The organism is Pseudomonas taetrolens (genome assembly GCF_900475285.1).
Classification (GTDB): domain Bacteria; phylum Pseudomonadota; class Gammaproteobacteria; order Pseudomonadales; family Pseudomonadaceae; genus Aquipseudomonas; species Aquipseudomonas taetrolens.
Window position 1 is genome coordinate 3,770,484 of sequence record NZ_LS483370.1, and the last position, 23,637, is coordinate 3,794,120.

Below are 23,637 nucleotides of genomic sequence, written 5' to 3' on the forward strand. Positions count from 1 at the left end.
CCAGGCCTTGTTCGATTCGAACCGGCCTCCCTATAATCATCCTCGCTTACCCAAGCCTTGCCGACACGCGTGCTACCCGCACCCCGCGTTGCCGGCATGTTGCGTTACGCAACACCTGCGTCCGTTCCCATCCCGAACTGCGCTTGCACCCGCCCTTATCCGCCAGGGCAAACGACCATAAAAACTGCTCTGCCACGTCCGCAGCAAAAGCGGATGAAGGCCAAAGGGCTCATAACTGTCAGGGATATGCGCATGACCACCAGCACCACTTACAGCGAAGCTTCGCCCGACAAACCGGTCAACTCCGCAACCCGCGTGGCGACGGCCAGTTTTATTGGCACGGCGATCGAGTTCTACGACTTCTATGTGTATGCCACTGCCGCAGCACTGGTCATCGGCCCCGTGTTTTTCCCGCAGACCTCCGGAACCGCGCAAATGCTGTCGGCATTCCTGACCTTCGGTATCGCTTTCCTTGCTCGTCCGCTGGGCTCGTTCCTATTCGGCCACTTTGGTGACCGGGTCGGACGCAAATCCACCCTGGTCGCTTCGCTATTGCTGATGGGCGTGTGTACCACCCTGATCGGTGTGCTGCCGGGTTACGCCACCATTGGTGCCTGGGCGCCGATCCTGCTTTGCGTCCTGCGCTTCGGCCAAGGGCTGGGCCTCGGAGGGGAATGGGGAGGCGCTGCACTGCTGGCCACCGAGAATGCCCCCAAAGGCAAGCGCGCCTGGTACGGCATGTTCCCGCAACTGGGCCCTTCCATCGGCTTTCTCGCCGCCAACGGCTTGTTCCTGATCCTGGCCATGAGCCTGACCGACGAACAGTTCCGCTCCTGGGGCTGGCGGATTCCGTTTCTGCTCAGCGCAGCACTGGTGATGGTCGGCCTGTATGTGCGCCTGAAGCTGGAAGAAACTCCGGTGTTCGCCAAAGCCATCGCCCAGCATGAACGCGTGAAAATGCCGATCGTTGAGCTCTTCAGCCAATACTGGGCTCCTATGCTGCTGGGCGCCGCTTCAATGGTGGTGTGCTATGCGCTCTTCTATATCTCAACCGTGTTCTCGCTGAGTTATGGTGTCTCGACACTCGGTTACACCCGCGAAACCTTCCTCGGCCTGCTGTGCTTTGCCGTGCTGTTCATGGCTGCCGCGACCCCATTGTCGGCCTGGGCCAGCGACCGCTACGGGCGCAAACCGGTACTGATTGTCGGCGGCGTGCTGGCAGTGTTGTCCGGCTTTTTGATGGAGCCTTTGCTCACTCAGGGTTCGACCTGGGGGGTGGCGCTGTTCTTGTGCATCGAGCTGTTCCTGATGGGCGTGACCTTTGCCCCGATGGGCGCCCTGCTGCCTGAACTGTTCCCGACCCGGGTCCGTTACAGCGGAGCATCGGCCGCGTACAACCTGGGTGGCATCGTCGGCGCATCCGCCGCGCCGTTCTTCGCACAAAAACTGGTGAGCATGGGGGGCTTGAGCTGGGTGGGCGGCTATGTGTCAGGCGCAGCCATACTCAGCCTGATCGCTGTTCTGTGCCTGAAGGAAACAAGAGAGGCAGACCTGAACAAGGTCGTTTGAGGGCAGAAGAGCTGCAGGAACGAGCTTGCTCGCGATTGTATCAACGCGGCCTGACTGAAAACCGCGTCGCACGATGCATCGCGAGCAAGCCCGCTCCAGCAGATAAATCATCCAGTCGATGTTTCGTTACAGCTCTACAACTACCGCTTTGGCAGCACGGGTCGCTTTGGCCCGCGCCGCTTCAATCGACTCATCCCGCGCCAGGGCAACGCCCATGCGGCGCTGACCGTTGACTTCAGGCTTGCCGAACAGGCGCAACGCCGTGTCTGGCTCGCTCAAGGCCGCACCCAGGTTGGAAAAGGCGGTTTGAGTGGACTGCCCTTCCACCAGGATCACCGCCGAAGCCGATGGACCGAACTGGCGAATCAACGGAATCGGCAAACCCAGAATCGCCCGGGCATGCAGCGCGAACTGCGACAGGTCCTGCGAGATCAGTGTGACCAGCCCGGTGTCGTGCGGGCGGGGTGAAACTTCGCTGAACCATACCTCGTCGCCCTTGATGAACAGCTCGACACCAAACAGGCCGCGACCACCCAAGGCTTCGGTAACGGCCCTGGCAACGCGCTCCGACTCAGCCAAGGCTTTCGGGCTCATGGCTTGTGGCTGCCAGGACTCTTGATAATCGCCCTTCTCCTGACGATGACCGACCGGAGCACAGAACGTGGTGCCACCCACATGTCGTACGGTGAGCAAGGTGATTTCATAATCAAAGTCGATAAAGCCTTCGATGATGACTCGGCCCTTGCCCGCACGTCCGCCTTCCTGGGCGTAGTCCCAGGCTTTTTGGACGTCCTCGGCGCTGCGCAGCAGGCTCTGTCCCTTGCCCGAGGAACTCATCACCGGCTTGACCACGCACGGGAAGCCGAGGTCCAGCACTGCCCGGCTGTAATCCTCGAACGTATCGGCAAAGTGATACGGCGACGTTGGCAGATCCAGCTCTTCAGCCGCCAGGCGACGAATACCTTCACGGTTCATGGTCAGCGAGGTCGCTCGTGCGGTAGGAATGACCGTGAAGCCTTCAGCCTCCAACTCAACCAGCGTCGCCGTCGCGATGGCTTCGATTTCCGGCACGATGAAATCCGGTTTCTCGGCCTCGATCACTGCGCGTAACGCGGCGCCGTCGAGCATGTTGATTACGTGACTGCGGTGCGCAACCTGCATCGCTGGCGCGTTGGCGTAGCGATCGACAGCAATCACTTCAACGCCCAAGCGTTGCAGCTCGATGACAACTTCTTTACCCAGCTCGCCGCAGCCACACAGCAATACGCGGGTCGCGGTCGGCGACAGTGGAGTTCCGATACGGGTCATTTCAGGTCCTCAAGGAAACAAATCATCGAAGGCGCTTGCCAAGCCAGCGCCTGCTGGGAAGAAAGGCCGGGATTTTACATGATCTGAAGCGTACGACCTTACTGCTTAGTGCGCAGTCGCTTTGCGCAAACGCCAGGCCATCGCCAGCCATACACAGGTCACACCGGCAAATTTCGAGGCCATGGCGGTGACGATCACGCCCGTGGTAAAGGCGTCGATCATGCCAAAGAAGATGAAGGTATCAATAGGAATGCTCAGTGCAGAGCTGATCCACAACCGGTCATGCAACGGCCGCTTGGTGATGCTGAAGACGAGCCAGTCAATGCATTCGGACACGGCAAAAGCCGTGGCACTGGCGAGAGCAATCGAGGGATCGGAGGTGATGTACGACAGCACCAGCGCCACCAGCATGGCCAACAGGGCACCATGCCCGAAACGGGTCTGCACCATGTCGCGCAGGACAAACACCAGTCCGCCCCAGGCCGACCAGATAATGTCCAGATGGGGCGCTGTCGAAAACGCGAAGTTAATCAGCACAACGCTGGCGATATAAGCGATCAGATACAGCATGGGAGCGCGCGACACCTCTAAATAAGGCGCACAGGGTACTTGAGTCAGTCAAAACTGTGTAGCCGCTGGGCCGGTTGCACTTCGAAAGGCCGGAGCCGCTGCGCAGCCCCCCTCCCCCAATGGCAGCCACGGCTATCAGGCGTGCGATGTACCGCCCGGCATCCACAGCATCCCACCGGACTTTGCCCGTTCATGACACAACGCCAGCACTTCGCGACGCTCGGGGTTGGTCATTCGGCTCCAGCGAGTGATTTCTGCGACTGTACGCTGGCACCCGGTGCACAGGTCATCGTCATCCAGCGCACAGATATTGACGCAGGGCGAAGCCACGGGGCGCTCCGGGGTGATCATTCTTCCTGCTCCGACAGTTCACGGGCATAACGCTGACCGTTCTTGACATAGTGCGCCGCGCTGGCCTCAAGCAGCTTTTTCTGCTCATCGGTCAAATCACGCACGACTTTGCCCGGCGACCCCATGACCAGGGAGCCATCAGGAATTTCCTTGCCTTCACCGATCAGCGAGTTGGCGCCAATGATGCAGTGCTTGCCGATTCTGGCGCCATTGAGGATCACCGCGTTGATCCCGATCAAGCTGTAATCGCCCACCGTGCAACCGTGCAGCATGGCGTTATGGCCAATGGTCACCCCGGTCCCCAGTGTCAGCGGGTAGCCCATATCGGTGTGCATCACCGCTCCGTCCTGAACGTTACTGTGCTTGCCGATCAGGATCAGTTCGTTGTCGCCACGCAGTACAGCGTTGAACCAGACACTGGCCCCCTCCTCCAGCCGTACCTTGCCGATCAGGGTGGCGTTTGGGGCAGTCCAGCTTTCGGGATGTGTGTCGACGAGCGAGTCGCCCAAGCGGTACTTCATGGAAATGTCCTCAGGGCCACGGCCATCTGCTGATGGCTCTATATGGGAGTGGAACGCTCAGGTGGTGTATGCAGGCTGATATTGACGTCATCATAAAGCAGGTTCATGAGCTCAACGATCATGATGGCTGTCAGACCCCAGATTTTGTACACGCCAAAACGGTAGCTGGGTACATACCAACTGCGCCCCTGATAATCGATGCGGTGTGTGTGCTCTCGTGGATCCTGGCGGAAGAACTCCAGCGGTACGCTGAACACGGCAGCGATCTCGGCATCGTTGGCCAAATACTCAACGTAGTCCGGCACCAGCCCCACGTAGGGTGTAACGCGGATACCGTGCAGCGAAATCAACGGACTAAGCGGCCCGATCACTTCGACCAGGCCTGGTGGAAGACCGATTTCTTCTTCAGCTTCGCGCAGGGCCGTAAAGACCAGATCCGGATCTTCAGGGTCGCGCCGGCCACCCGGAAAAGCCACTTCGCCGCCGTGAGTGGACAACCCGCTGGCTCGCAGGGTCAAAATCAACTCGGGTTGGGCACTGCGCGTCACCGGTAGCAGCACCGCTGCTTCGGGGAAGCTGCGGTCTGTTTCCAGCGTATGCGGGGTGTAGCGGCTCACACGGCCAAGTAGCTCGTCCAGCATAGGTCATCCCGATCCGTCACTTAACGAGCATCATGCACCAAATTGCCTGAGTCACCCAAGCCCCGCACTGTCGCAGCACTTGCCGCAAGACCGTCTCACCCCCCAAGATAGGCGCCAGACCAGGGACTTCAGCATGAAATTTTGCAATCAATGTGGCCATTCTGTCAGCCAGCATATTCCGCAAGGCGACTCACGCCTGCGTTACGTGTGCGACCACTGCCACACCATCCATTATCAAAATCCCAATATTGTTGCCGGATGCCTGCCGACCTGGGGCACACAAGTATTGCTGTGCCGACGCGCCATCGAGCCGCGCAAAGGGTACTGGACACTGCCTGCGGGCTTCATGGAAAACGGAGAAACGGTCGAACAGGCCGCGCGACGCGAAACACTTGAAGAGGCCTGCGCGCAATTACAGTGCCTGAGCCTTTACACCCTGATCGATGTACCGCATATCAATCAGGTGCATATTTTCTACCGTGCCGAACTGCAAAGCCTGGACTTTGCCGCAGGCGAAGAGAGCCTTGAGGTACAGCTCTTTGAAGAAGCGGACATCCCTTGGTCAGAGCTGGCTTTTCGCACGGTGAGTCGTACCTTAGAATGCTTTTTCGCTGACCGGACAGCCAATACCTATCCGGTGCGCAACGAAGCCGTGCCGCCATTGAGCGGCCTGAACCACCCCAACAATAATGATATTTGATTCGTACCCTCAGGAATGCCCCTCCAATGCGCTGGTTGCTCGCCGCCCTTTGCCTGTCCTTCACCCTTACTTGCCACGCCGACGTTATCGTTACGATCAACGGGAAACAGGTCGATAAAAACCAGGTACTCACGCCAACCAGGCCTTTGCCGAAAAGCAGCCTTGGGCAGCCTGTGGAAAAGATTCTGGTGCTCAAGTCTGCCCGCAAACTGCAACTGATCCGCGATGGCAAGCCGATCAAGACTTACCGTATTTCATTGGGCAAGCAGCCCAAGGGCCCGAAAATTCGCGAGGGCGACAAACGCACACCTGAAGGGCTTTACTGGATTGACTGGCGCAAGAGAAGTGAAAAATTCAATCTGGCGATGCATATCTCCTATCCCAATATCAGCGATGCCGCACAAGCCAGACGTGAAGGTTTCAGCCCGGGGTCGATGATCATGATCCACGGTACACCTGACACCGAAGAGAACCCTGAAGAGCTATTCCATACCCTGGACTGGACCGACGGCTGCATTGCCATGAAAAACTACGAAATGCGCGAAGTCTGGAACCTGACCAAAGACGGCACGATGATAGAAATTCGCCCCTGAGCACGCCCTTCTCACACAAAAAAGCCCGCTGACCGTTACCGGTACAGCGGGCTTTTTTGATCAGGCCTCAAGCTAGAGATCAGCCAGACGCCAGACTTCATAGGCAGGTGTTTCATACGGGTGGCTGAGCTTGAGCGCAGCCACCACGGCCTGGATCAGATCATCTGCGACGACCAGCTCAACTTTCCATTCACCGACGAATTCGACCTGGCCGGTTTGCCCGATAAACGGCTGACTGCCGTCCAACGCGCGAAACTGACCCTGGCCCAATGTTTGCCAGGCGCAGTGGTCGTAGTTGCCGATACGTCCGCCACCGGCGGCGAATACAGCATCCTTGACCCCTTCGACATGGCTCGGCGGTACGAAAAAGCTGAGCTTGTACATCGTCTTAGTTCACCCAGGCACGCGCGTTACGGAACATGCGCAACCAAGGTGCATCTTCGTTCCACTCTTCAGGACGCCATGAGTTCTGCACGGCACGGAATACACGTTCCGGGTGCGGCATCATGATCGTCACACGACCGTCAAGGCTGGTAAGACCGGTAATCCCGCGCGGCGAGCCGTTCGGGTTGGCCGGGTAGCTTTCCGTGACCTTGCCGTGGTTGTCGACAAAGCGCAGTGCTACGCAGCCCGACAGATCCGCTTGCAGCAACGCTTCTTCGCTGGCGAACTCTGCATGGCCTTCGCCGTGAGCGATGGCGATAGGCATGCGCGAACCGGCCATGCCCTGCAGGAAGATCGAATTCGACTCCTGCACTTGTACCATTGCCACACGGGCTTCGAACTGCTCGGAACGGTTACGCACAAAGTGCGGCCAGAACTCGCTGCCCGGTACCAGTTCACTCAGGTTGGACATCATCTGGCAACCGTTGCACACCCCGAGGGTGAAGCTGTCGGTACGCTCGAAGAAGCCCTGGAATGCATCACGTGCACGGGTGTTGAACAGTGCCGATTTGGCCCAGCCTTCACCGGCACCCAATACGTCGCCGTAAGAGAAGCCACCGCACGCGACCATGCCCTTGAATTCGTTCAGGTCGACACGGCCCGCCAGGATGTCGCTCATGTGAACGTCGACCGCGTTGAAACCGGCACGGTCGAACGCCGCCGCCATTTCAACCTGACCGTTGACGCCCTGCTCACGCAGAACGGCCACTTGAGGACGAATGCCTTTCTTGATGTAGGGCGCACTGATATTGGCGTTGACGTCAAAGCTCAGTTGCACGCTCAGGCCTGGATTGTCTTCTTCCAGCAGCGCATCGAACTCTTGCTGCGCGCAATCGGCATTGTCACGCATGCGCTGGATCTGGAAGCTGGTTTCAGCCCACTGACGCTGCAACTCACCGCGCTGGCCGACAAAGACTTTTTCACCGTTGAAAGTGATGGTGACTTCGCTGTTGTTCAGCGGCTGGCCGATCACGTCGACACATTCACCCAGGCCAGCAGCGCTGAACTGTGCGAGCACGTCGGCGGTTGCGTCCTGACGCACCTGAATCACCGCACCCAGTTCTTCGTTGAACAGGACGGCCGGGATCTGGCTCACATTGTCAGCCAGGCAATCCAGGGTCAGGTTCAGACCACAATGACCGGCGAAGGCCATTTCCATCACGCTGGTCAGCAGACCACCGTCGGAACGGTCGTGGTACGCCAGCAGATGGCCGTCAGCATTCAAGCCCTGAATCACCGCGAAGAAGGCCTTGAGGTCTTCAGCGTCATCCACGTCCGGGGCCTGTTTGCCCAACTTGCCGTAGGTCTGGGCCAGGATCGAAGCGCCCATGCGGTTCTGGCCACGACCCAGATCGATCAGGATCAGATCGGTCAGGCCTTTGTCCATGCGCAACATCGGGGTCATGGTCTGACGTACGTCGAGCACCGGAGCAAAGCCGGTGACCACCAGCGACAGCGGCGAGGTCACAGTTTTGTCAGTGCCGTCTTCATTCCAGCGGGTTTGCATCGACATCGAGTCTTTGCCCACCGGAATGGTAATGCCCAGTTCCGGGCACAACTCCATGCCGACCGCCTTGACGGTGTCGTACAGACGGGCGTCTTCGCCGGGGTGACCCGCTGCGGACATCCAGTTGGCAGACAGTTTGATGTCGCTGATTTTGCCGATACGCGAAGCCGCGATGTTGGTCAGGGTCTCGCCGATTGCCATGCGGCCCGACGCCGGAGCATCCAGCAGTGCCAGCGGAGTGCGCTCGCCCATGGCCATGGCTTCGCCGGTGTACACATCGAAGCTGGTGGCGGTTACGGCCACGTCAGCCACGGGCACTTGCCACGGGCCAACCATTTGATCACGCGCAACCAGACCAGTAATGGTGCGGTCGCCGATGGTGATCAGGAAACTTTTGCTGGCGACGGCCGGGTGATGCAGCACACGCTCGACACATTCACCGATGTTCAGCGTGGATGGATCGAACTCATCGCCCAGTTCGGCTTCACGTACTGCCGAACGGTGCATGCGAGGTGCCTTGCCCAGCAACACTTCCAGTGGCATGTCCACCGGGTTGTTGCCGAAGTGGCTGTCGGTCACGGTCAGTTGCGGTTCGGCAGTGGCTTCACCCACCACGGCAAACGGGCAACGTTCACGTTCGCAGATCGCCTGGAAGCGCGCGAAGTCCTCAACGCCAACCGCCAGAACGTACCGCTCCTGGGATTCGTTGCTCCAGATTTCGTGCGGGGCCATGCCCGGCTCGTCGTTTGGAATGTTACGCAGCTCAAAACGACCGCCACGCTCGCCATCGTTGACCAGCTCAGGGAAAGCGTTGGACAGACCACCCGCACCCACGTCATGGATGAAGCTGATCGGGTTCTTGTCACCCAGCTGCCAGCAACGGTCGATCACTTCCTGGCAGCGACGCTCCATTTCAGGGTTTTCGCGCTGTACCGAAGCGAAGTCCAGGTCAGCCGAGCTGGCGCCTGTCGCCATGGAGGACGCTGCACCCCCACCAAGACCGATCAACATCGCCGGGCCACCCAGCACGATCAGCTTGGAGCCAACGGTGATTTCTGCCTTCTGCACGTGTTCGGCGCGGATGTTGCCCATGCCGCCAGCCAGCATGATCGGCTTGTGGTAGCCGCGCACTTCTTCGCCACGCGGGGTGGTGATGGACTGCTCGAACGTACGGAAGTAACCGGTCAGGGCCGGACGACCGAATTCGTTGTTGAATGCAGCCCCGCCCAGCGGGCCTTCGATCATGATGTCCAGCGCATTGACGATGCGCTCAGGCTTGCCGTAAGGCACTTCCCACGGCTGTTCAAAGCCAGGGATTTGCAGGTTGGATACGGTGAAACCGGTCAGGCCGGCCTTTGGCTTCGCGCCACGACCGGTAGCGCCTTCGTCACGGATCTCGCCACCGGAACCGGTCGCAGCACCCGGGAACGGGGCGATGGCCGTCGGGTGGTTGTGGGTTTCAACCTTCATCAGGATGTGCACCGGCTCCTGCACCGCGCCGTACTGGCGGGTCTCCGGGTCCGGGAAGAAACGCCCGGCAACGCTGCCCACGATGACAGAGGCGTTGTCTTTATAAGCAGACAACACGCCTTCGCTGTGCATGACGTAGGTGTTCTTGATCATGCCAAACAGGCTTTTTTCCTGGCTCTGGCCATCAATATCCCAACTGGCGTTGAAGATCTTGTGGCGGCAGTGCTCGGAGTTGGCCTGGGCAAACATCATCAGTTCGATGTCGTGCGGGTTGCGACCCAAACCGTTGAAGGCATTGACCAGATAATCGATTTCGTCTTCAGCCAGGGCCAGGCCCAGTTCGACATTGGCCTTTTCCAGCGCAGCACGACCGCCGCCCAGCACATCAATAGCCGTCAGCGGCTTCGGCGTGGCATGGCTGAACAGGCCGGCAGCCTGCTCCAGGTTGCCCAGCACGAGTTGCGTCATACGGTCGTGCAATGCAGCGGCAATCAGTTCGGCCTCTGCGTCGCTGAACTGGCCAGCCACGTAGAAAGCAATGCCACGCTCCAGGCGCTGGATTTTAGCCAGGCCACAGTTGCGGGCAATGTCGCTGGCCTTGCTCGACCAGGGAGAAATGGTGCCAAACCGCGGCAACACCAAAAACAGTCGGCCGCTCGGCTCTTGGACCGGCACGCTAGGGCCGTACTTCAGGAGACGAGCCAGTACCTGCTGTTCATCGCTGGTCAGCTCACCGGTGACATCGGCAAAGTGGGCGAATTCAGCATACAAACCGGTGACAGACGGAACCTTGAGGCTCAGTTGTGCAAGGAGTTTGCTGTGGCGAAAGGCAGAAAGGGCAGGAGCGCCGCGCAGGATCAACATCTTCGGGACAGCCTCGGAAGGGGTGTGCTTTGAGGCCCGGCATTCTAGCCTAAACAGCTCGCCACGGCACCCGAAACGGCACACCTGAAACACCCCAAACGCCACTAAACGACCAAAGCCTTATTCTTTATGGCTATCAGACACGCAAAGGATGGTCATTTATCGTCTTTAAAACCCCGTCACCCCCCCATTTCATAAGGGTTCCGGCTGTTTTCCGGTCTGTTATCAGAATGACCACACATTGTCGAGATATGGCACCCGCTTCGCTTTGCGTATACTGCGCGAATGTTTTCTCTATCTGCATTCCGCCAGCGTTGCGCCAAATGGCTCCTCGCAACCGGACTCTTCCTGATGCTCGGTGCCTGCGTTGAAAAACCAAGCACACTGGAGCGAGTAAAGGAGGATGGTGTACTGCGGGTGATCACCCGGAACAGTCCGGCCACCTACTTCGAAGATCGCAATGGCGAAACCGGCTTTGAATACGAGCTGGTAAAACGCTTTGCCGACGATCTTGGCGTAGAGCTGAAAATCGAGACCGCCGACAATCTGGATGACATCTTCACGCAACTGGGCCAACCCGACGGCCCGGTTTTAGCTGCTGCCGGTCTGGTCAGCAGCGAGAAACGCCTGCAACAAGCCAGGTTCTCCCACCCCTATCTCGAAGTAACGCCCCAGATTATCTATCGCAACGGCCAGTCACGCCCGACATCGGCGGCGAACCTGGTGGGCAAACGCATTACCGTACTTAAAGGCAGCTCCCATGCCGAGCAACTGGCCGAACTCAAAAAGCAGTATCCAGGTATCAATTACGACGAATCCGATGAAGTCGAAGTCGTCGACTTGCTGCGCATGGTGGATGAAGGCCAGATCGACCTGACGCTGGTCGACTCCAACGAAGTAGCCATGAACCAGGTGTACTTCCCCAATGTTCGCGTGGCCTTCGACCTCGGAGATTCCCGCAACCAGCGCTGGGCAGTGATGGCGGGCGAAGACAACAGTCTCCTGAACGAAATCAACGCGTACCTGGATAAGGTCGAGAAGAACGGCACGCTGCAAAGACTCAAGGATCGTTATTACGGGCACGTGGATGTACTGGGTTACGTGGGTGCCTATACGTTCGCCCAGCACCTGCAGCAGCGCCTGCCCAAGTATGAAAAATTCTTCAAGGACGCCGCCAAAAAGGAACAGCTCGACTGGCGCCTGCTGGCAGCCATGGGTTACCAGGAGTCCTTGTGGCAGGCTGCCGTAACGTCCAAAACGGGTGTTCGCGGGCTAATGATGCTGACTCAAAACACTGCGCAAGCAATGGGCGTGTCCAATCGACTGGACCCCAAGCAAAGCATTTTTGGTGGCGCCAAGTACCTGGCACTGATCAAAAGCCAACTTGATGACGATATTCCGGAGCCTGATCGCACGTGGTTTGCACTGGCCGCGTACAACGTAGGTGGCGCTCATCTGGATGACGCACGCAAACTGGCCAAAAAAGAAGGCCTGAACCCCAACAAGTGGCTGGACGTGAAAAAAATGCTGCCTCGCCTTGCGCAGAAGCAGTGGTACAGCAAAACCCGCTATGGCTATGCCCGGGGCGGAGAGCCTGTGCACTTCGTGGCTAACATCCGTCGCTACTACGACATCCTGACGTGGGCCACACAGCCGCAGCTGGAAGGCGATCAGGTTGCCAAAGAGAAGCTGCATATCCCCGGCATCGACAAGACCAAGCCTAAAGAAGAGCCGCAGCTTTAAGCTGGCCCTCCCCCGCTGCAGACGCTGCCCAGGAAGAAGGCTGCGACCTTTAAAGAGTAAAAGATCGCAGCCTGCGGCAGCTCCTACGCCGCAGCCAGAATCAGTGCTTTCATCTCGGCCACTGCCGATTTGAAACCCACGAACAACGCGTGCGCCACCAGCGCATGACCGATATTCAACTCGTTAATGCCCTTGATGGCCGCGACCGCCTCCACGTTGTGGTAGTGCAAGCCATGCCCGGCATTCACGATCAGGCCCTGGGCCAGACCAAACGCCACGCCATCCGCCACACGCTTTAACTCTTCGGCTACGTCGGTCGGGGTTTGCGCATCGGCGTAACGCCCGGTATGCAGCTCGATCGCTGGCGCTCCGACACGTTTGGACGCGGCAATCTGCCGCTCATCGGCATCGATAAAGAGCGACACCTCACACCCTATTTTTGCCAGCCGATCGACTGCCGCCTTGATTCGGGCTTCTTGCCCCGCGACATCCAGGCCGCCTTCGGTGGTCAATTCCTGGCGGGTTTCGGGGACCAGGCAGATGTGAGCCGGACGAATGCGCTCGGCAAATGCCATCATCTCTTCCGTTACGCCCATCTCGAAGTTCATGCGCGTTTGCAACACATCCTTGAGCAACAGCACGTCACGCTCTTGAATATGACGCCGATCTTCGCGCAGATGCACGGTGATACCGTCGGCGCCCGCCTCTTCAGCGTCCAGCGCGGCCTTGACCGGATCAGGGTAACGCGTGCCGCGAGCCTGACGCAGCGTGGCTACGTGGTCGATATTCACGCCGAGAAGAATGCGATTGCTTTGGGTCACGTGGGCTCTCCTGAAGAGCTGAAGATTCGGTGCACAGCATACCGGTCTATTCAGGGCTTGCGAAACAACTCACGACTGGCCAGCGGACGCCCCGCCAAATGAACCGCCAAAGCCTGGCGCATCAAACGCTTGGCGGCGGATAGAGCACCCGCAACCGCCCAGTCAGCTTCGGCCATTGCCTGCAACTCAACCCCTTGAAACAAACCCGGCTGTAACAGCCAGACCCGCTCCAGCCCGGCATCCACCTGCAAGCGGTACAAGCCATCGCTCGCCACCGGCTCTCCATGGATATCGACTGTCAGCGAAAAGCCGTAGCCCAGGTCATCCAACAGACGCCATTCAAAAGCCCGCAGCAGGGGTTCCAGCGCCCGCCCTTCCGCCAGAGCCAACAAGGTCGCCGCGTAATGTTCGAACACGGCCGGATGGGGATCTTCAGCAGGCAGCAGCCGAATCAGCAACTCATTGAGATAGAGACCGCTGAACAACGCTTCGCCATTCAACCAGGTTGAAATACCTGCGCTTTCCATGCGGCCCACATTTTTCAACTCGCCCCGTCCGCGAAACTCGACTTCAAGCGGAACAAAGGGGCGCGCCAAAGAGCCCGCCTTGCCGCGCGCACTGCGCAGCACCGCTCGCAAACGCCCTTGCGGTGTAATGAAATCGACCAAAGCGCTGGTTTCGCGATAGGGGCGACTGTGCAGGACGTAGGCAAGTTGCGGGACGGGTGCACTGCTGGACATGGAATACCGACTCTCTGGAAACTGAATACACCCTCCCCAGGGTCTCTCCCGAAGGAAGAGACCCTGGGGAGGGTGTATTCAGAGACTCATCGACCCGTAATAGCGGGTCGGTCATGGATTCAAAACAGCACTTTCAGGGCGCGGTAATTTTCCAGTAGCCCCGGCCCTCCGGGAGAGAGCCAAGGTGAGGACAGCCTGTTACAGGTCGCCGTAGCCCAAAGAACGCAGGGCGCGCTCATCATCGGACCAACCGCCTTTGACCTTGACCCACAGGTTGAGCATGATTTTGGAGTCGAACAGCAGCTCCATGTCCTTGCGCGCCTCGGTGCCGATACGCTTGATTCGCTCGCCCTTGTCACCAATGATGATTTTTTTCTGGCCGTCACGCTCAACCAGAATCAATGCATGGATGTGCAAGGTCTTGCCCTGCTGCTTGAACTCTTCAATCTCGACAGTGATCTGGTACGGCAGCTCTGCGCCCATCTGGCGCATGATTTTTTCGCGTACCAGTTCAGCGGCCAGGAAGCGGCTGCTGCGGTCGGTGATCTGATCTTCCGGGAAGAAGTGCTCGTTTTCCGGCAGATGGTCGGCGATCACACGTTCAAGGGCTTCAAGGTTATGCCCGTGCTGGGCCGAGATCGGAATGATCTGGGCGTTGGGCAATTGCTCCTGAAGCCAGCTCAGGTGCGGCATCAACTCGGCCTTGTCTTCGATACGGTCCGTCTTGTTCAGCGCGACGATCAGCGGGCCGGTCACGTACTGTACGCGCTCGAGAACCATTTGGTCTTCGTCGGTCCACTTGGTACGGTCCACCACGAAAATCACCACATCGACGTCTTTCAACGCGGCCGAAGCGGTTTTGTTCATGTAGCGGTTCAGGGCCTTTTCGCCGCCTTTGTGCATGCCCGGGGTATCAACGTAGACCGCCTGTACGGTGCCTTCGGTCTTGATGCCCAGCATGTTGTGGCGCGTGGTCTGCGGCTTGCGCGAGGTGATCGCCAGCTTTTGACCCAGAATGTGGTTCAGCAGTGTGGATTTACCCACGTTTGGTCGACCAACAATGGCGACATAGCCACAGCGTGTTGCAGTTGAATCAGTCATGGCCATTCTCCACGCCAAGGGCAATCAGTGCTGCGGCGGCCGCTACCTGTTCGGCAATGCGACGGCTCACGCCCTGTCCCCGGCTTTTTTCATTCAATAAAGCAATTTCGCACTCAACGAAGAAGGTGCGGCAATGCGGTTCGCCCTGGATATCGACCACTTCGTAACGTGGTAAATCGCAGGCACGCGACTGCAAGAACTCCTGCAGGCGGGTCTTGGGATCTTTATTGGTATCGACCAGCGTCAGGGTCTCGAACTCACTGGCAAGCCAGGCCAATACGCGGTCGCGGGCGGTTTCCATGCCGGCATCCAGGTAAATGGCGCCGATCAGGGCCTCAAGGGCATCCGCCAAAATCGACTCACGGCGAAAACCACCGCTCTTCAGCTCGCCAGAACCCAGACGCAGGTACTCGCCAAGCTCGAAGCCACGCGCCAGTACCGCCAGGGTTTCACCCTTGACCAGACGGGCACGCAAGCGCGACAACTGGCCTTCACGGGCTAGCGGGAAGCGATCAAACAACGCTTCACCGGCCACAAAATTGAGAATGGCATCACCCAGGAACTCAAGACGCTCGTTATTGCGCCCCGCGAAACTGCGGTGTGTCAGGGCCAGAATCATCAATTCCTGGTCTTTGAAGGTATAGCCGAGCTGACGCTCTAAACGATTTAAAGAAAAACTCACGATTTACCCACGCTGAGTTCGTGGCCGAATGTCACCACCGGACCGATATTAGGGATCAGTGATGCTCGTTTATCGCATAGCAAATGGACAGGGAACAGGCTGTTCGCCGCCGTCACACTTAACGCTTTGTTCAAATCCACATCCTGAATACAGTTGACCGGCGCACCTGTCGCGGTACGGCGGTCGTAAGAACCCTCAGGCGCCGAATTATCCGGACGCCTGAAAAGCATTCGGCGCTGTTATTAACAGCGCCGTCTTGGCTACTTGATCAGACCCACCCGCGAGAAGTTCGGCAGGTTGCTGGTCTTGGGTTCCGGCCAGCTCATCCAAACGGCGAAGGCCTTGCCGACGATATTCTTGTCGGGAACCATGCCCAGTTCGTCCTTGGGAATGTTCGGATCATCCCAGTAACGGCTGTCGTTCGAATTGTCGCGGTTGTCACCCATCATGAAGTAATGGCCGGCCGGAACCGTCCACTCCTTGTCAGGCGGAGCGCGATAGCGGCTCATTTCCTTGCGGATCATGTGCTCTATTTCGCCCAGTTTCTCTTTATACAACTGCGCGCTGCCCAGGGTGCCGGGTTCTGTGGACACCATTTGCTCGGCAACCAGTTGATCATTGACGTACAAATGCTTGTCACTGGTGTAACGAATCTTGTCGCCCGGCAGCCCCACTACACGCTTGATGTAGTTGACTGCCGGATCGCTCGGGTAGCGAAAAACCATCACATCGCCCCGCTTCGGATCACCCACTTCGATGATTTTCTTGTCGATCACCGGCAAGCGGATCCCGTAAGAAAACTTGTTCACCAAAATGAAATCGCCTACATCCAGGGTCGGTTTCATCGAGCCGGACGGAATCTGGAACGGCTCAACCAGAAACGAACGCAGCACCAGCACGATGAACAACACCGGGAAGAACGACTTGCCGTATTCAACCAGCAACGGTTCCTTGTTGAGCTTTTCGATTACCTGTCTATCAACCGGTGCAACATTGGCCTGATAGTTGGCAATAGCCTTGCGCCGGCGAGGTGCCAGGAAGACCAAATCGAGCAGCGCCAGCAAACCGCACACGGCAACAGCAATGACCAGCAACAGCGGGAAATTTAGTGACATAGGACCTAGCTATCCAACCTGAGCACTGCAAGGAAGGCTTCTTGTGGAATTTCCACGTTACCCACTTGCTTCATGCGTTTTTTACCGGCTTTCTGCTTTTCCAACAGCTTGCGCTTACGGCTAACGTCACCACCGTAGCATTTGGCCAGTACGTTTTTTCTGAGCGCCTTGACAGTGGTTCGCGCCACAATCTGTCCGCCGATGGCGGCCTGAATTGCAACATCAAACATCTGGCGCGGGATCAGTTCTTTCATTTTTTCGGTTAGCGCACGCCCTTTGTAGTGGGCGTTGTCACGGTGAACGATCAATGCCAGGGCATCGACTTTCTCGCCGTTGATCAACACATCGAGCTTCACCAGATTAGCCGACTGGTAGCGATCGAAATGATAGTCGAGCGAAGCATAGCCGCGGCTGGTGGACTTGAGACGGTCAAAGAAGTCCAGGACCACTTCGTTCATCGGCAAGTCGTAGGTCACCTGGACCTGGGTGCCGAGGAACAGCATGTCGTGCTGAACACCGCGCTTTTCAATACACAGGGTAATGACGTTGCCCAGGTGCTCTTGAGGCACAAGAATGTTGGCACGCACGATTGGCTCGCGCATGTCTTCAATCACTGACAGGTCTGGCAGCTTGGACGGGTTGTCGACGTAAATCGTTTCACCGGTCTTGAGCAGCAATTCGAAAATCACCGTCGGCGCGGTGGTGATCAGGTCCAGGTCATACTCGCGCTCCAGGCGCTCCTGGATGATTTCCATGTGCAGCATGCCGAGGAAGCCGCAACGGAAGCCAAAGCCCAATGCATCGGAGCTTTCCGGGGTGTACTGCAGCGACGAGTCGTTCAGCGTGAGCTTTTGCAGCGCATCACGGAAGTCTTCGAAATCGTCGGAGCTGACAGGGAACAGACCGGCGTATACCTGAGGCTGAATACGCTTGAAGCCGGGCAATACATCAACGTCCGGGGTCGAGCTCAAGGTCAGGGTATCGCCCACTGGCGCGCCGTGAATGTCCTTGATACCGGCAATGATGAAGCCTACTTCACCGGCTTTCAGATCAGCGGTAGCCGTATGCTTGGGGTTGAACACCCCCACGCTGTCTACCAGATGCATTTTGCCGGTGGACTTGACCAGAATCTTGTCGCCCTTTTTCACGCGGCCGTGGCGCACGCGAACCAGGGACACAACGCCCAGGTAGTTATCGAACCAGGAGTCGATGATCAACGCCTGCAGGGGATCTTCGATATTACCGGTCGGAGCAGGAATGGTGTGCACCAGGCGCTCAAGCACCTCGTCAACACCCAGGCCGGTCTTGGCGCTGCAGGTCACGGCGTCAGTGGCATCGATGCCAATGATTTTCTCGATTTCTTCTTTCACACGATCAGGATCAGCCTGCGGCAGGTCGATCTTGTTCAAGACCGGCATCACCTCAAGACCCTGCTCGATAGCGGTGTAGCAGTTGGCTACGGACTGGGCTTCTACGCCCTGCCCCGCATCGACAACCAGCAATGCGCCTTCACAGGCCGCCAGGGAACGGCTGACTTCGTAGGTGAAGTCCACGTGCCCCGGGGTATCAATGAAGTTCAGCTGATAGGTAATGCCATCATTGGCCTTGTAGTACAAGGTCACGCTGTGGGCCTTGATGGTGATCCCGCGCTCACGCTCGAGGTCCATGGAGTCCAGAACCTGGGCTTCCATTTCGCGGGCAGTCAAGCCACCGCACATCTGAATGAAACGATCGGCCAGCGTCGACTTGCCATGGTCAATGTGGGCGATGATGGAGAAATTGCGGATATGACTCAAATCACTCACGGGTCAACACTCAAAAAAAGTCGCAGGCAGACTGCCCGCCGAAAAATAGCCGGGAATTGTACCTGATCCTCGCGCCAAGCGTCACGTTCACAGGCCAATAGCCACCGACAAAAAAGCCCCTATCGCGAGATAGAGGCTTTGGATTAACGCAAAAAATGGCTCATCAACCGGCCCGGCGCAATAACCAGAAACCGGCCAGGGCACAAACACCCGCGGGCACCAGCACTGCAAACAATGGCGAGAAACCGAACACCAGGCTGGACGGCCCCAGCAAGTCCTGAGCGATACGGAAGGTGAAACCCACCAATACCCCGGTGAACACACGCTGCCCCAGGGTTACCGAACGCAAGGGGCCGAAGATGAACGAAATGGCCATCAACACCAGCGCAGCTGTCACAAGCGGTTGCAAAACCTTGACCCAAAAAGCCAGCCAGTAGCGGCCATTGTTGAGCCCCTGATCTTTCAGGTAATGGATGTAGCTCCACAAGCCCGTGATCGACAGTGAGTCAGGTGCCATGACCACGGTATTGAGCAACTGAGGGCTGAGAGCCACATCCCAGCGCTCTTCGGGGACCTTGATCACCTCGGTACTGCGATCATGGAAAACCGTCGTACTGACGTCGCTCAACTGCCAGTGATCCTCGTCGAACTGCGCCTTTTTAGCGAAGCTGGACGACAACATATGGCGCTCTTTATCAAAGCGATAACGGGTCACGCCATACAGCAGCCCGCTTGGCTGAACCGCGTTAATGTGAATGAACTCCTCGCCCTGACGATGCCACAGGCCATGTTTGGAGCTCTGCGCATCACCGCCGCCCTGGGCCAGGGCACGATTGGCCTGGGCGATGGTTTCAGTCGCCGGCGCCACGTACTCGCCAATCAGCAAGCCGGCCAGCATCAGCACCAGCATCGGCTTCATGACAGCCCACACAATACGACCGATGGACACGCCCGCCGCACGCATGATGGTCAGCTCGCTGTTGCTTGCCAGCGTACCGAGGCCTATCAGACAGCCAATCAATGCTGCCATCGGCAACATTTCATACATGCGCCGTGGAGCGGTCAGCAATACAAAGCTGAACACGTCCATCACGGTATAACTGTCGCTGATGCTGCTCATCTCGTCGATGAAGGCAAACAACGTCGCCAGCCCAAGAATAATCCCCAGTACCGCCAGGATCGCCAACAACACGCTGCTACCAATGTAGCGATCGAGCTTACCCACGAGCCATCTCCTTCACGCTACGGCGGCTGGCCAGCTTCAAGCGCAGCGGCTCCCAGTACAACAATCCCAGACCGATAAGCAGGAACAGGGCATGCACCCACCACAAGCCCAGCGCAGGCGAAAGCTTGCCCTTCTCAAGCGCACCGCGGGCAGAAATCAAGATGGTCAGGTAACCCATATAAAGCAGAATGGCCGGTAACAACTTGAGGAAGCGCCCCTGGCGCGGGTTGACCCGGGACAGCGGTACGGCGATCAAGGTCACGATAAATACCAGCAGCGGCAAGGAGATCCGCCATTGCAGCTCGGCTACTGCGCGTGGCGCAGGGTTGCCGATCAGGTCCAGTGTCGGGATCGCATCGCGGTCCGTGACTTCGTCGCTGACATCCGGCTTGGGTAGCAAGACACCGTAGGTTTCGTACTGGATGGCGCGATAGTTGGCCTGGCCCGGATTACCGTCATAGCGGTAGCCGTTGTCCAGAATCAACCAGCGGCTGCCGTCCGGGCGAACTTCCTGACGGCCCTTCTCGGCCACCAGCACTGAAATACCGCGATCCTTGGCATCCTGGGCCAGGCGCTTTTCAGAAATGAACACCCCGCCCAGGTTGGTCCGGTCGTTGGTCAGCTCTTCGGTGTAAGTCACCCGCGAACCATCGCTCAAGGCCTGAAAGCGACCCGGCACCAGAGTGTCGAACTCGGTCAGTGCATCCTGCTTGTTGAGCAACAGCTGAAACTGATTGGCGCCCTGCGGTGCCAGGCTCAGGCTTAGCCAGGCCACGAGCAACGCCACAAACGTCGCTGGCACCATGGTCATGCCCAGCAAGCGCTGCTGGCTCATCCCCGTGGCCGACAGCACGGTCATCTCACTTTCGAGATACAAACGCCCGTAAGCCAGAAGAATGCCCAGAAACAGCCCCAGCGGCAGGATGAGCTGCAGGAAGCCAGGCAGGCGAAAGCCCATGATCAGGAACAGCGAGCCTGGATCCAGGGCGCCCGAAGCAGCCTGGGCCAGGTATTTGATAAAGCGACCGCTCATGATGATGACCAGCAGCACAGCGCTGACAGCGCTCAATGTAAGCAGGACTTCGCGGGACAGATAACGGAAGACGATCAAACCAGACACTCCAGGGTCGTCAGGCTAAGGCGGCCAAACAAGCAACGTAACGAGTCGGTTCAGGCTCATGGTGATGAGCTGAGCCGTTTGAAAAGATGGGGCATTATCCTGCGAATGGCCGCGCCTGTCACTGCGCTTGCTCACCCGGCTTTTTTAAGCAGCAGTCCAGGGTTGTCAGCCTTGGTCGACGGGGTTCAAACTGCCCGCCTTGACGCTCACCTGGATTACAGGTGAAGCGCTTCATCTCTTCAAGCAGGCAAACACCTTGTTTGTCCGCACATTGACCATTTGATTCAGGGACCCGGACATGGAACTGGTTGTAAAAAGCGTTAGCCCAGAAACGTTGAAAACGGCCACTCTGGTGGTCGCCATCGGTGAAGACCTAAAACTCGGGCACACCGCCAAAACCATCGACGAACTCAGCGGCGGCGCACTCAGCGCTGTACTCAAACGCGGCGACCTGACCGGCAAGACCGGTCAAACCCTGCTGCTGCACAGCCTGCCAAACCTCAAGGCTGAACGCGTGCTGCTGCTCGGCACCGGTAAAGATGCCGAACTGGGCGACCGTCCGTTCCGCAAAATCATCAGCGCAGCCCTGGGTGTCATTAAAGGCCTAGGCGGTGCTGACGCCGTGTTTGCCCTCGACGAAGTCGTGGTCAAGGGGCGCGACAGCTACGGCAAGAGCCGCCTGCTGGCAGAGACCCTGATCGACGGTGAATACACGTTCGACCGTTTCAAGAGCCAAAAAGCCGAACCCCGCGCCCTGAAAAAAATCACCCTGCTGACCATCAAGCCTGCACAGGCCGAGGTTCAGCGCGCAGTGACCCACGCCCAGGCAATTGCCGCAGGCATGGCCTTCACCCGCGACCTGGGCAATCTGCCACCCAACATCTGCCACCCAAGCTTCCTGGCCGAGCAAGCCAAGGACATGGGCAAGGAATACAAAGGCCTGAAAGTCGAGATTCTTGACGAGAAGAAGATCAAGGATCTGGGCATGGGCGCTTTCTACGCCGTGGGCCAGGGCAGCGACCAGCCACCACGCCTTATCGTAATGAACTACTCGGGCGGCAAGAAATCCGAGAAGCCTTTCGTCCTAGTCGGTAAGGGCATCACTTTCGACACCGGCGGCATCAGCCTGAAACCAGGCGCCGGCATGGATGAAATGAAGTACGACATGGGCGGTGCTGCCAGCGTGTTCGGCACATTGCGCGCCGTGCTTGAGCTGAAACTGCCGATCAATCTGGTCTGTATTCTTGCCTGCGCCGAAAACATGCCGAGCGGTGGCGCTGCACGCCCTGGCGATATCGTGACCACCATGAGCGGCCAGACCGTGGAAATCCTCAACACCGACGCCGAAGGCCGCCTGGTGCTGTGCGATGCACTGACTTACGCCGAGCGCTTCAAGCCTCAGGCCGTGATCGACATCGCCACCCTGACCGGTGCCTGCATGGTCGCCCTGGGCGCTCACACCTCGGGCCTGATGGGCAACAACGACGACCTGATCGAACAATTGCTGGAAGCGGGCAAGCAAGCTGACGACCGCGCCTGGCAGTTGCCACTGTTCGACGAGTACCAGGAGCAACTGGACAGCCCGTTTGCCGACATGGGCAACATCGGCGGCCCTAAAGCAGGCGCCATCACCGCCGGCTGCTTCCTGTCGCGCTTTGCCAAGGCCTATCACTGGGCTCACCTGGACATCGCCGGTACCGCCTGGGTCAGCGGCGGCAAGGACAAAGGCGCCAGTGGCCGCCCCGTGCCGCTGTTGACTCAATACCTGCTGGATCGCGCCAACGCTTGAAGCTGACAATCGAAGGCTGCGCCGCCTGCCGGTGGCGCAGTCTCGATTCAGGAATCGCAATGACCTCCGAAAAAACCAAGATCGACTTTTATATTCTTCCCAGCGCCGATCCGTCGGCACGCCTGGATTTCGCCTGCAAACTCACCGAAAAAGCCTGGCGCCTCGGACACCGGGTGTACCTGCACTGCAGCGACGCTGCACAGCGCCAGGACCTCGACGAGCGCCTATGGCGATTCAAGGGCGAAAGCTTCGTGCCCCACAGCAACGCCGAAGATCAACCCGATGATGTGATTGTCATGGGGCTGGGAGAGGTACCCGCCAGCCATCAGGATTTACTGATCAACCTGGACCTTAAAGTCCCGGACGCCTTCAAACGCTTTGCCCGAGTGGCCGAAGTGGTCGTCGAAGAACCCTCCGTTCGACTGGCCGCACGGGAGAGTTTCCGTTTCTACCGTGAACAGGGCTATCCTTTGCAAGACCACAAGCTACAACGACTCTGAGCACACGATGGACACTCCCAACTCCCAGCAAAAAGCCGCCCACTTGCTCAATGACCTCGAATCCATTCGCAAGCTGCTCGGTGATGATGGCCTGCAACCGCCATTGCTGACCGACATGGTCAGCCACGAAAGCACGCAGATCCCGTTGCTGTCCGAAATGATTGGCGAAGAACCCACCCCCCGCCCGCCGCCGCACCGGTTCCCAAGGCCGAAAAAGCTCCGGACGCCCTGTTGGTGCACCTGGATAAAGAATTGCGCACAGCGGCACAAGCCATCATGCAAGACGTGATCAACGATTTCGCTCCGCACATCGAAACCGAAATCAAGCGTCGCCTCGACGCGCACATGGAACGCCTGCTCAGCCAGCATCTAAGCTGACCCCCTTCATGTAGCCGCTGCCGAAGGCTGCGTCCGATTGCGCAGCGATCGTAAATCCTGCGCCTTCGATTTATCCGGCA

At 58.3% G+C, this 23,637-nt stretch carries 21 protein-coding genes and 1 pseudogene; 7 read left to right on the forward strand and 15 right to left on the reverse strand.

All coding sequences use genetic code 11. The annotated features are described in order from the left end of the window. The first annotated feature begins 252 nt into the window (after positions 1-252). Positions 253-1,569, forward strand: coding sequence for an MFS transporter (locus DQN55_RS17420; protein ID WP_048378740.1), 1,317 nt, complete (start codon positions 253-255; stop codon positions 1,567-1,569). 126 nt (positions 1,570-1,695) lie between these two features. Here DQN55_RS17420 and purT read toward each other — a convergent pair whose 3' ends face one another. The 5 genes from purT to DQN55_RS17445 form a co-directional block, all read right to left on the reverse strand. Continuing rightward, the gene (gene purT, locus DQN55_RS17425) at positions 1,696-2,877 is read right to left on the reverse strand and encodes a formate-dependent phosphoribosylglycinamide formyltransferase (RefSeq protein WP_048378738.1); all 1,182 of its coding nucleotides are present in this window, start codon (positions 2,875-2,877) and stop codon (positions 1,696-1,698) included. Between the two features lie 105 nt (positions 2,878-2,982). After that, complete coding sequence (locus DQN55_RS17430) at positions 2,983-3,447, reverse strand: VUT family protein (protein ID WP_048378735.1); 465 nt, start codon at positions 3,445-3,447, stop codon at positions 2,983-2,985. A 135-nt stretch (positions 3,448-3,582) separates the two neighbouring features. Beyond that, complete coding sequence (locus DQN55_RS17435) at positions 3,583-3,798, reverse strand: DUF1289 domain-containing protein (RefSeq protein WP_048378733.1); 216 nt, start codon at positions 3,796-3,798, stop codon at positions 3,583-3,585. Then, positions 3,795-4,319, reverse strand: a complete 525-nt coding sequence (locus tag DQN55_RS17440) for a gamma carbonic anhydrase family protein (protein ID WP_048378731.1) — start codon at positions 4,317-4,319, stop codon at positions 3,795-3,797. Before DQN55_RS17440 ends, DQN55_RS17435 begins: the two co-directional genes overlap by 4 nt. A 38-nt stretch (positions 4,320-4,357) precedes the next feature. Beyond that, positions 4,358-4,960, reverse strand: a complete 603-nt coding sequence (locus DQN55_RS17445) for a CoA pyrophosphatase (RefSeq protein WP_048378729.1) — start codon at positions 4,958-4,960, stop codon at positions 4,358-4,360. Positions 4,961-5,093: 133 nt separating this feature from the next. Here DQN55_RS17445 and DQN55_RS17450 point away from each other — a divergent pair, with 133 nt between their 5' ends. Continuing rightward, a complete protein-coding gene (locus tag DQN55_RS17450) occupies positions 5,094-5,660 on the forward strand; it encodes an NUDIX hydrolase (protein WP_048378727.1) in 567 nt (188 codons plus the stop codon). A gap of 26 nt (positions 5,661-5,686) precedes the next feature. Beyond that, positions 5,687-6,253 (forward strand): L,D-transpeptidase family protein, encoded by a 567-nt coding sequence (locus DQN55_RS17455; RefSeq protein WP_048378725.1) that lies wholly within the window; start codon positions 5,687-5,689, stop codon positions 6,251-6,253. Positions 6,254-6,325: 72 nt separating this feature from the next. Here the strand turns inward: DQN55_RS17455 and DQN55_RS17460 are convergent, their stop codons facing one another. Further along, positions 6,326-6,637, reverse strand: coding sequence for a YqfO family protein (locus tag DQN55_RS17460; protein ID WP_048378723.1), 312 nt, complete (start codon positions 6,635-6,637; stop codon positions 6,326-6,328). Positions 6,638-6,641: 4 nt separating this feature from the next. Continuing rightward, entirely contained in the window at positions 6,642-10,538 is a 3,897-nt protein-coding gene (gene purL, locus DQN55_RS17465; protein ID WP_048378721.1) for a phosphoribosylformylglycinamidine synthase, read from the reverse strand. 285 nt (positions 10,539-10,823) lie between these two features. On the opposite strand from purL, the gene mltF reads away from it, so the two are divergent. Further along, positions 10,824-12,281 (forward strand): membrane-bound lytic murein transglycosylase MltF, encoded by a 1,458-nt coding sequence (gene mltF / locus DQN55_RS17470; RefSeq protein WP_048378719.1) that lies wholly within the window; start codon positions 10,824-10,826, stop codon positions 12,279-12,281. Positions 12,282-12,364: 83 nt separating this feature from the next. Here the strand turns inward: mltF and pdxJ are convergent, their stop codons facing one another. From pdxJ to lptF, 8 genes are all read right to left on the reverse strand, one after another. Beyond that, positions 12,365-13,102 (reverse strand): pyridoxine 5'-phosphate synthase, encoded by a 738-nt coding sequence (pdxJ, locus tag DQN55_RS17475; RefSeq protein ID WP_048378717.1) that lies wholly within the window; start codon positions 13,100-13,102, stop codon positions 12,365-12,367. A 50-nt stretch (positions 13,103-13,152) separates the two neighbouring features. Beyond that, positions 13,153-13,842, reverse strand: coding sequence for a DNA repair protein RecO (recO, locus tag DQN55_RS17480; protein WP_048378715.1), 690 nt, complete (start codon positions 13,840-13,842; stop codon positions 13,153-13,155). A 198-nt stretch (positions 13,843-14,040) separates the two neighbouring features. Further along, positions 14,041-14,943 carry a GTPase Era gene (era, locus tag DQN55_RS17485; protein ID WP_048378713.1) on the reverse strand — a complete coding sequence of 301 codons (903 nt, stop codon included), beginning with the start codon at positions 14,941-14,943 and terminating at the stop codon, positions 14,041-14,043. Then, entirely contained in the window at positions 14,936-15,625 is a 690-nt protein-coding gene (gene rnc, locus DQN55_RS17490) for a ribonuclease III (RefSeq protein WP_048378711.1), read from the reverse strand. The genes era and rnc overlap by 8 nt, the downstream gene beginning before the upstream one ends. 260 nt (positions 15,626-15,885) lie before the next feature. Beyond that, positions 15,886-16,740, reverse strand: coding sequence for a signal peptidase I (gene lepB / locus DQN55_RS17495; protein ID WP_048378709.1), 855 nt, complete (start codon positions 16,738-16,740; stop codon positions 15,886-15,888). A gap of 5 nt (positions 16,741-16,745) precedes the next feature. Next, on the reverse strand, positions 16,746-18,545 hold the full coding sequence (gene lepA / locus DQN55_RS17500; protein WP_048378707.1) for a translation elongation factor 4: 1,800 nt from the start codon (positions 18,543-18,545) through the stop codon (positions 16,746-16,748). A 163-nt stretch (positions 18,546-18,708) separates the two neighbouring features. Beyond that, positions 18,709-19,770 carry an LPS export ABC transporter permease LptG gene (gene lptG / locus DQN55_RS17505; protein ID WP_048378704.1) on the reverse strand — a complete coding sequence of 354 codons (1,062 nt, stop codon included), beginning with the start codon at positions 19,768-19,770 and terminating at the stop codon, positions 18,709-18,711. Next, on the reverse strand, positions 19,763-20,881 hold the full coding sequence (gene lptF, locus DQN55_RS17510) for an LPS export ABC transporter permease LptF (protein ID WP_048378703.1): 1,119 nt from the start codon (positions 20,879-20,881) through the stop codon (positions 19,763-19,765). The genes lptG and lptF overlap by 8 nt, the downstream gene beginning before the upstream one ends. Positions 20,882-21,188: 307 nt before the next feature. Here lptF and DQN55_RS17515 point away from each other — a divergent pair, with 307 nt between their 5' ends. From DQN55_RS17515 to DQN55_RS17525, 3 genes and pseudogenes are all read left to right on the forward strand, one after another. Continuing rightward, positions 21,189-22,679: a leucyl aminopeptidase gene (locus tag DQN55_RS17515; protein WP_048378701.1), complete on the forward strand. Its 1,491-nt coding sequence runs from the start codon at positions 21,189-21,191 to the stop codon at positions 22,677-22,679. Positions 22,680-22,738: 59 nt separating this feature from the next. After that, a complete protein-coding gene (locus tag DQN55_RS17520) occupies positions 22,739-23,179 on the forward strand; it encodes a DNA polymerase III subunit chi (protein WP_048378699.1) in 441 nt (146 codons plus the stop codon). Between the two features lie 7 nt (positions 23,180-23,186). Continuing rightward, positions 23,187-23,557, forward strand: a pseudogene (locus DQN55_RS17525) (DNA polymerase III subunit chi). The last annotated feature ends 80 nt before the right edge of the window (positions 23,558-23,637 follow it).

Bases quoted from the DNA above. Each gene is read 5' to 3' on its own strand.
- DQN55_RS17420 (WP_048378740.1), top strand. From the start codon at position 253: ATGACCACCAGCACCACTTACAGCGAAGCTTCGCCCGACAAACCGGTC.
- purT (WP_048378738.1), bottom strand. From the start codon at position 2,877: ATGACCCGTATCGGAACTCCACTGTCGCCGACCGCGACCCGCGTATTG.
- DQN55_RS17430 (WP_048378735.1), bottom strand. From the start codon at position 3,447: ATGCTGTATCTGATCGCTTATATCGCCAGCGTTGTGCTGATTAACTTC.
- DQN55_RS17435 (WP_048378733.1), bottom strand. From the start codon at position 3,798: ATGATCACCCCGGAGCGCCCCGTGGCTTCGCCCTGCGTCAATATCTGT.
- DQN55_RS17440 (WP_048378731.1), bottom strand. From the start codon at position 4,319: ATGAAGTACCGCTTGGGCGACTCGCTCGTCGACACACATCCCGAAAGC.
- DQN55_RS17445 (WP_048378729.1), bottom strand. From the start codon at position 4,960: ATGCTGGACGAGCTACTTGGCCGTGTGAGCCGCTACACCCCGCATACG.
- DQN55_RS17450 (WP_048378727.1), top strand. From the start codon at position 5,094: ATGAAATTTTGCAATCAATGTGGCCATTCTGTCAGCCAGCATATTCCG.
- DQN55_RS17455 (WP_048378725.1), top strand. From the start codon at position 5,687: ATGCGCTGGTTGCTCGCCGCCCTTTGCCTGTCCTTCACCCTTACTTGC.
- DQN55_RS17460 (WP_048378723.1), bottom strand. From the start codon at position 6,637: ATGTACAAGCTCAGCTTTTTCGTACCGCCGAGCCATGTCGAAGGGGTC.
- purL (WP_048378721.1), bottom strand. From the start codon at position 10,538: ATGTTGATCCTGCGCGGCGCTCCTGCCCTTTCTGCCTTTCGCCACAGC.
- mltF (WP_048378719.1), top strand. From the start codon at position 10,824: ATGTTTTCTCTATCTGCATTCCGCCAGCGTTGCGCCAAATGGCTCCTC.
- recO (WP_048378715.1), bottom strand. From the start codon at position 13,842: ATGTCCAGCAGTGCACCCGTCCCGCAACTTGCCTACGTCCTGCACAGT.
- era (WP_048378713.1), bottom strand. From the start codon at position 14,943: ATGACTGATTCAACTGCAACACGCTGTGGCTATGTCGCCATTGTTGGT.
- lepB (WP_048378709.1), bottom strand. From the start codon at position 16,740: ATGTCACTAAATTTCCCGCTGTTGCTGGTCATTGCTGTTGCCGTGTGC.
- DQN55_RS17515 (WP_048378701.1), top strand. From the start codon at position 21,189: ATGGAACTGGTTGTAAAAAGCGTTAGCCCAGAAACGTTGAAAACGGCC.
- DQN55_RS17520 (WP_048378699.1), top strand. From the start codon at position 22,739: ATGACCTCCGAAAAAACCAAGATCGACTTTTATATTCTTCCCAGCGCC.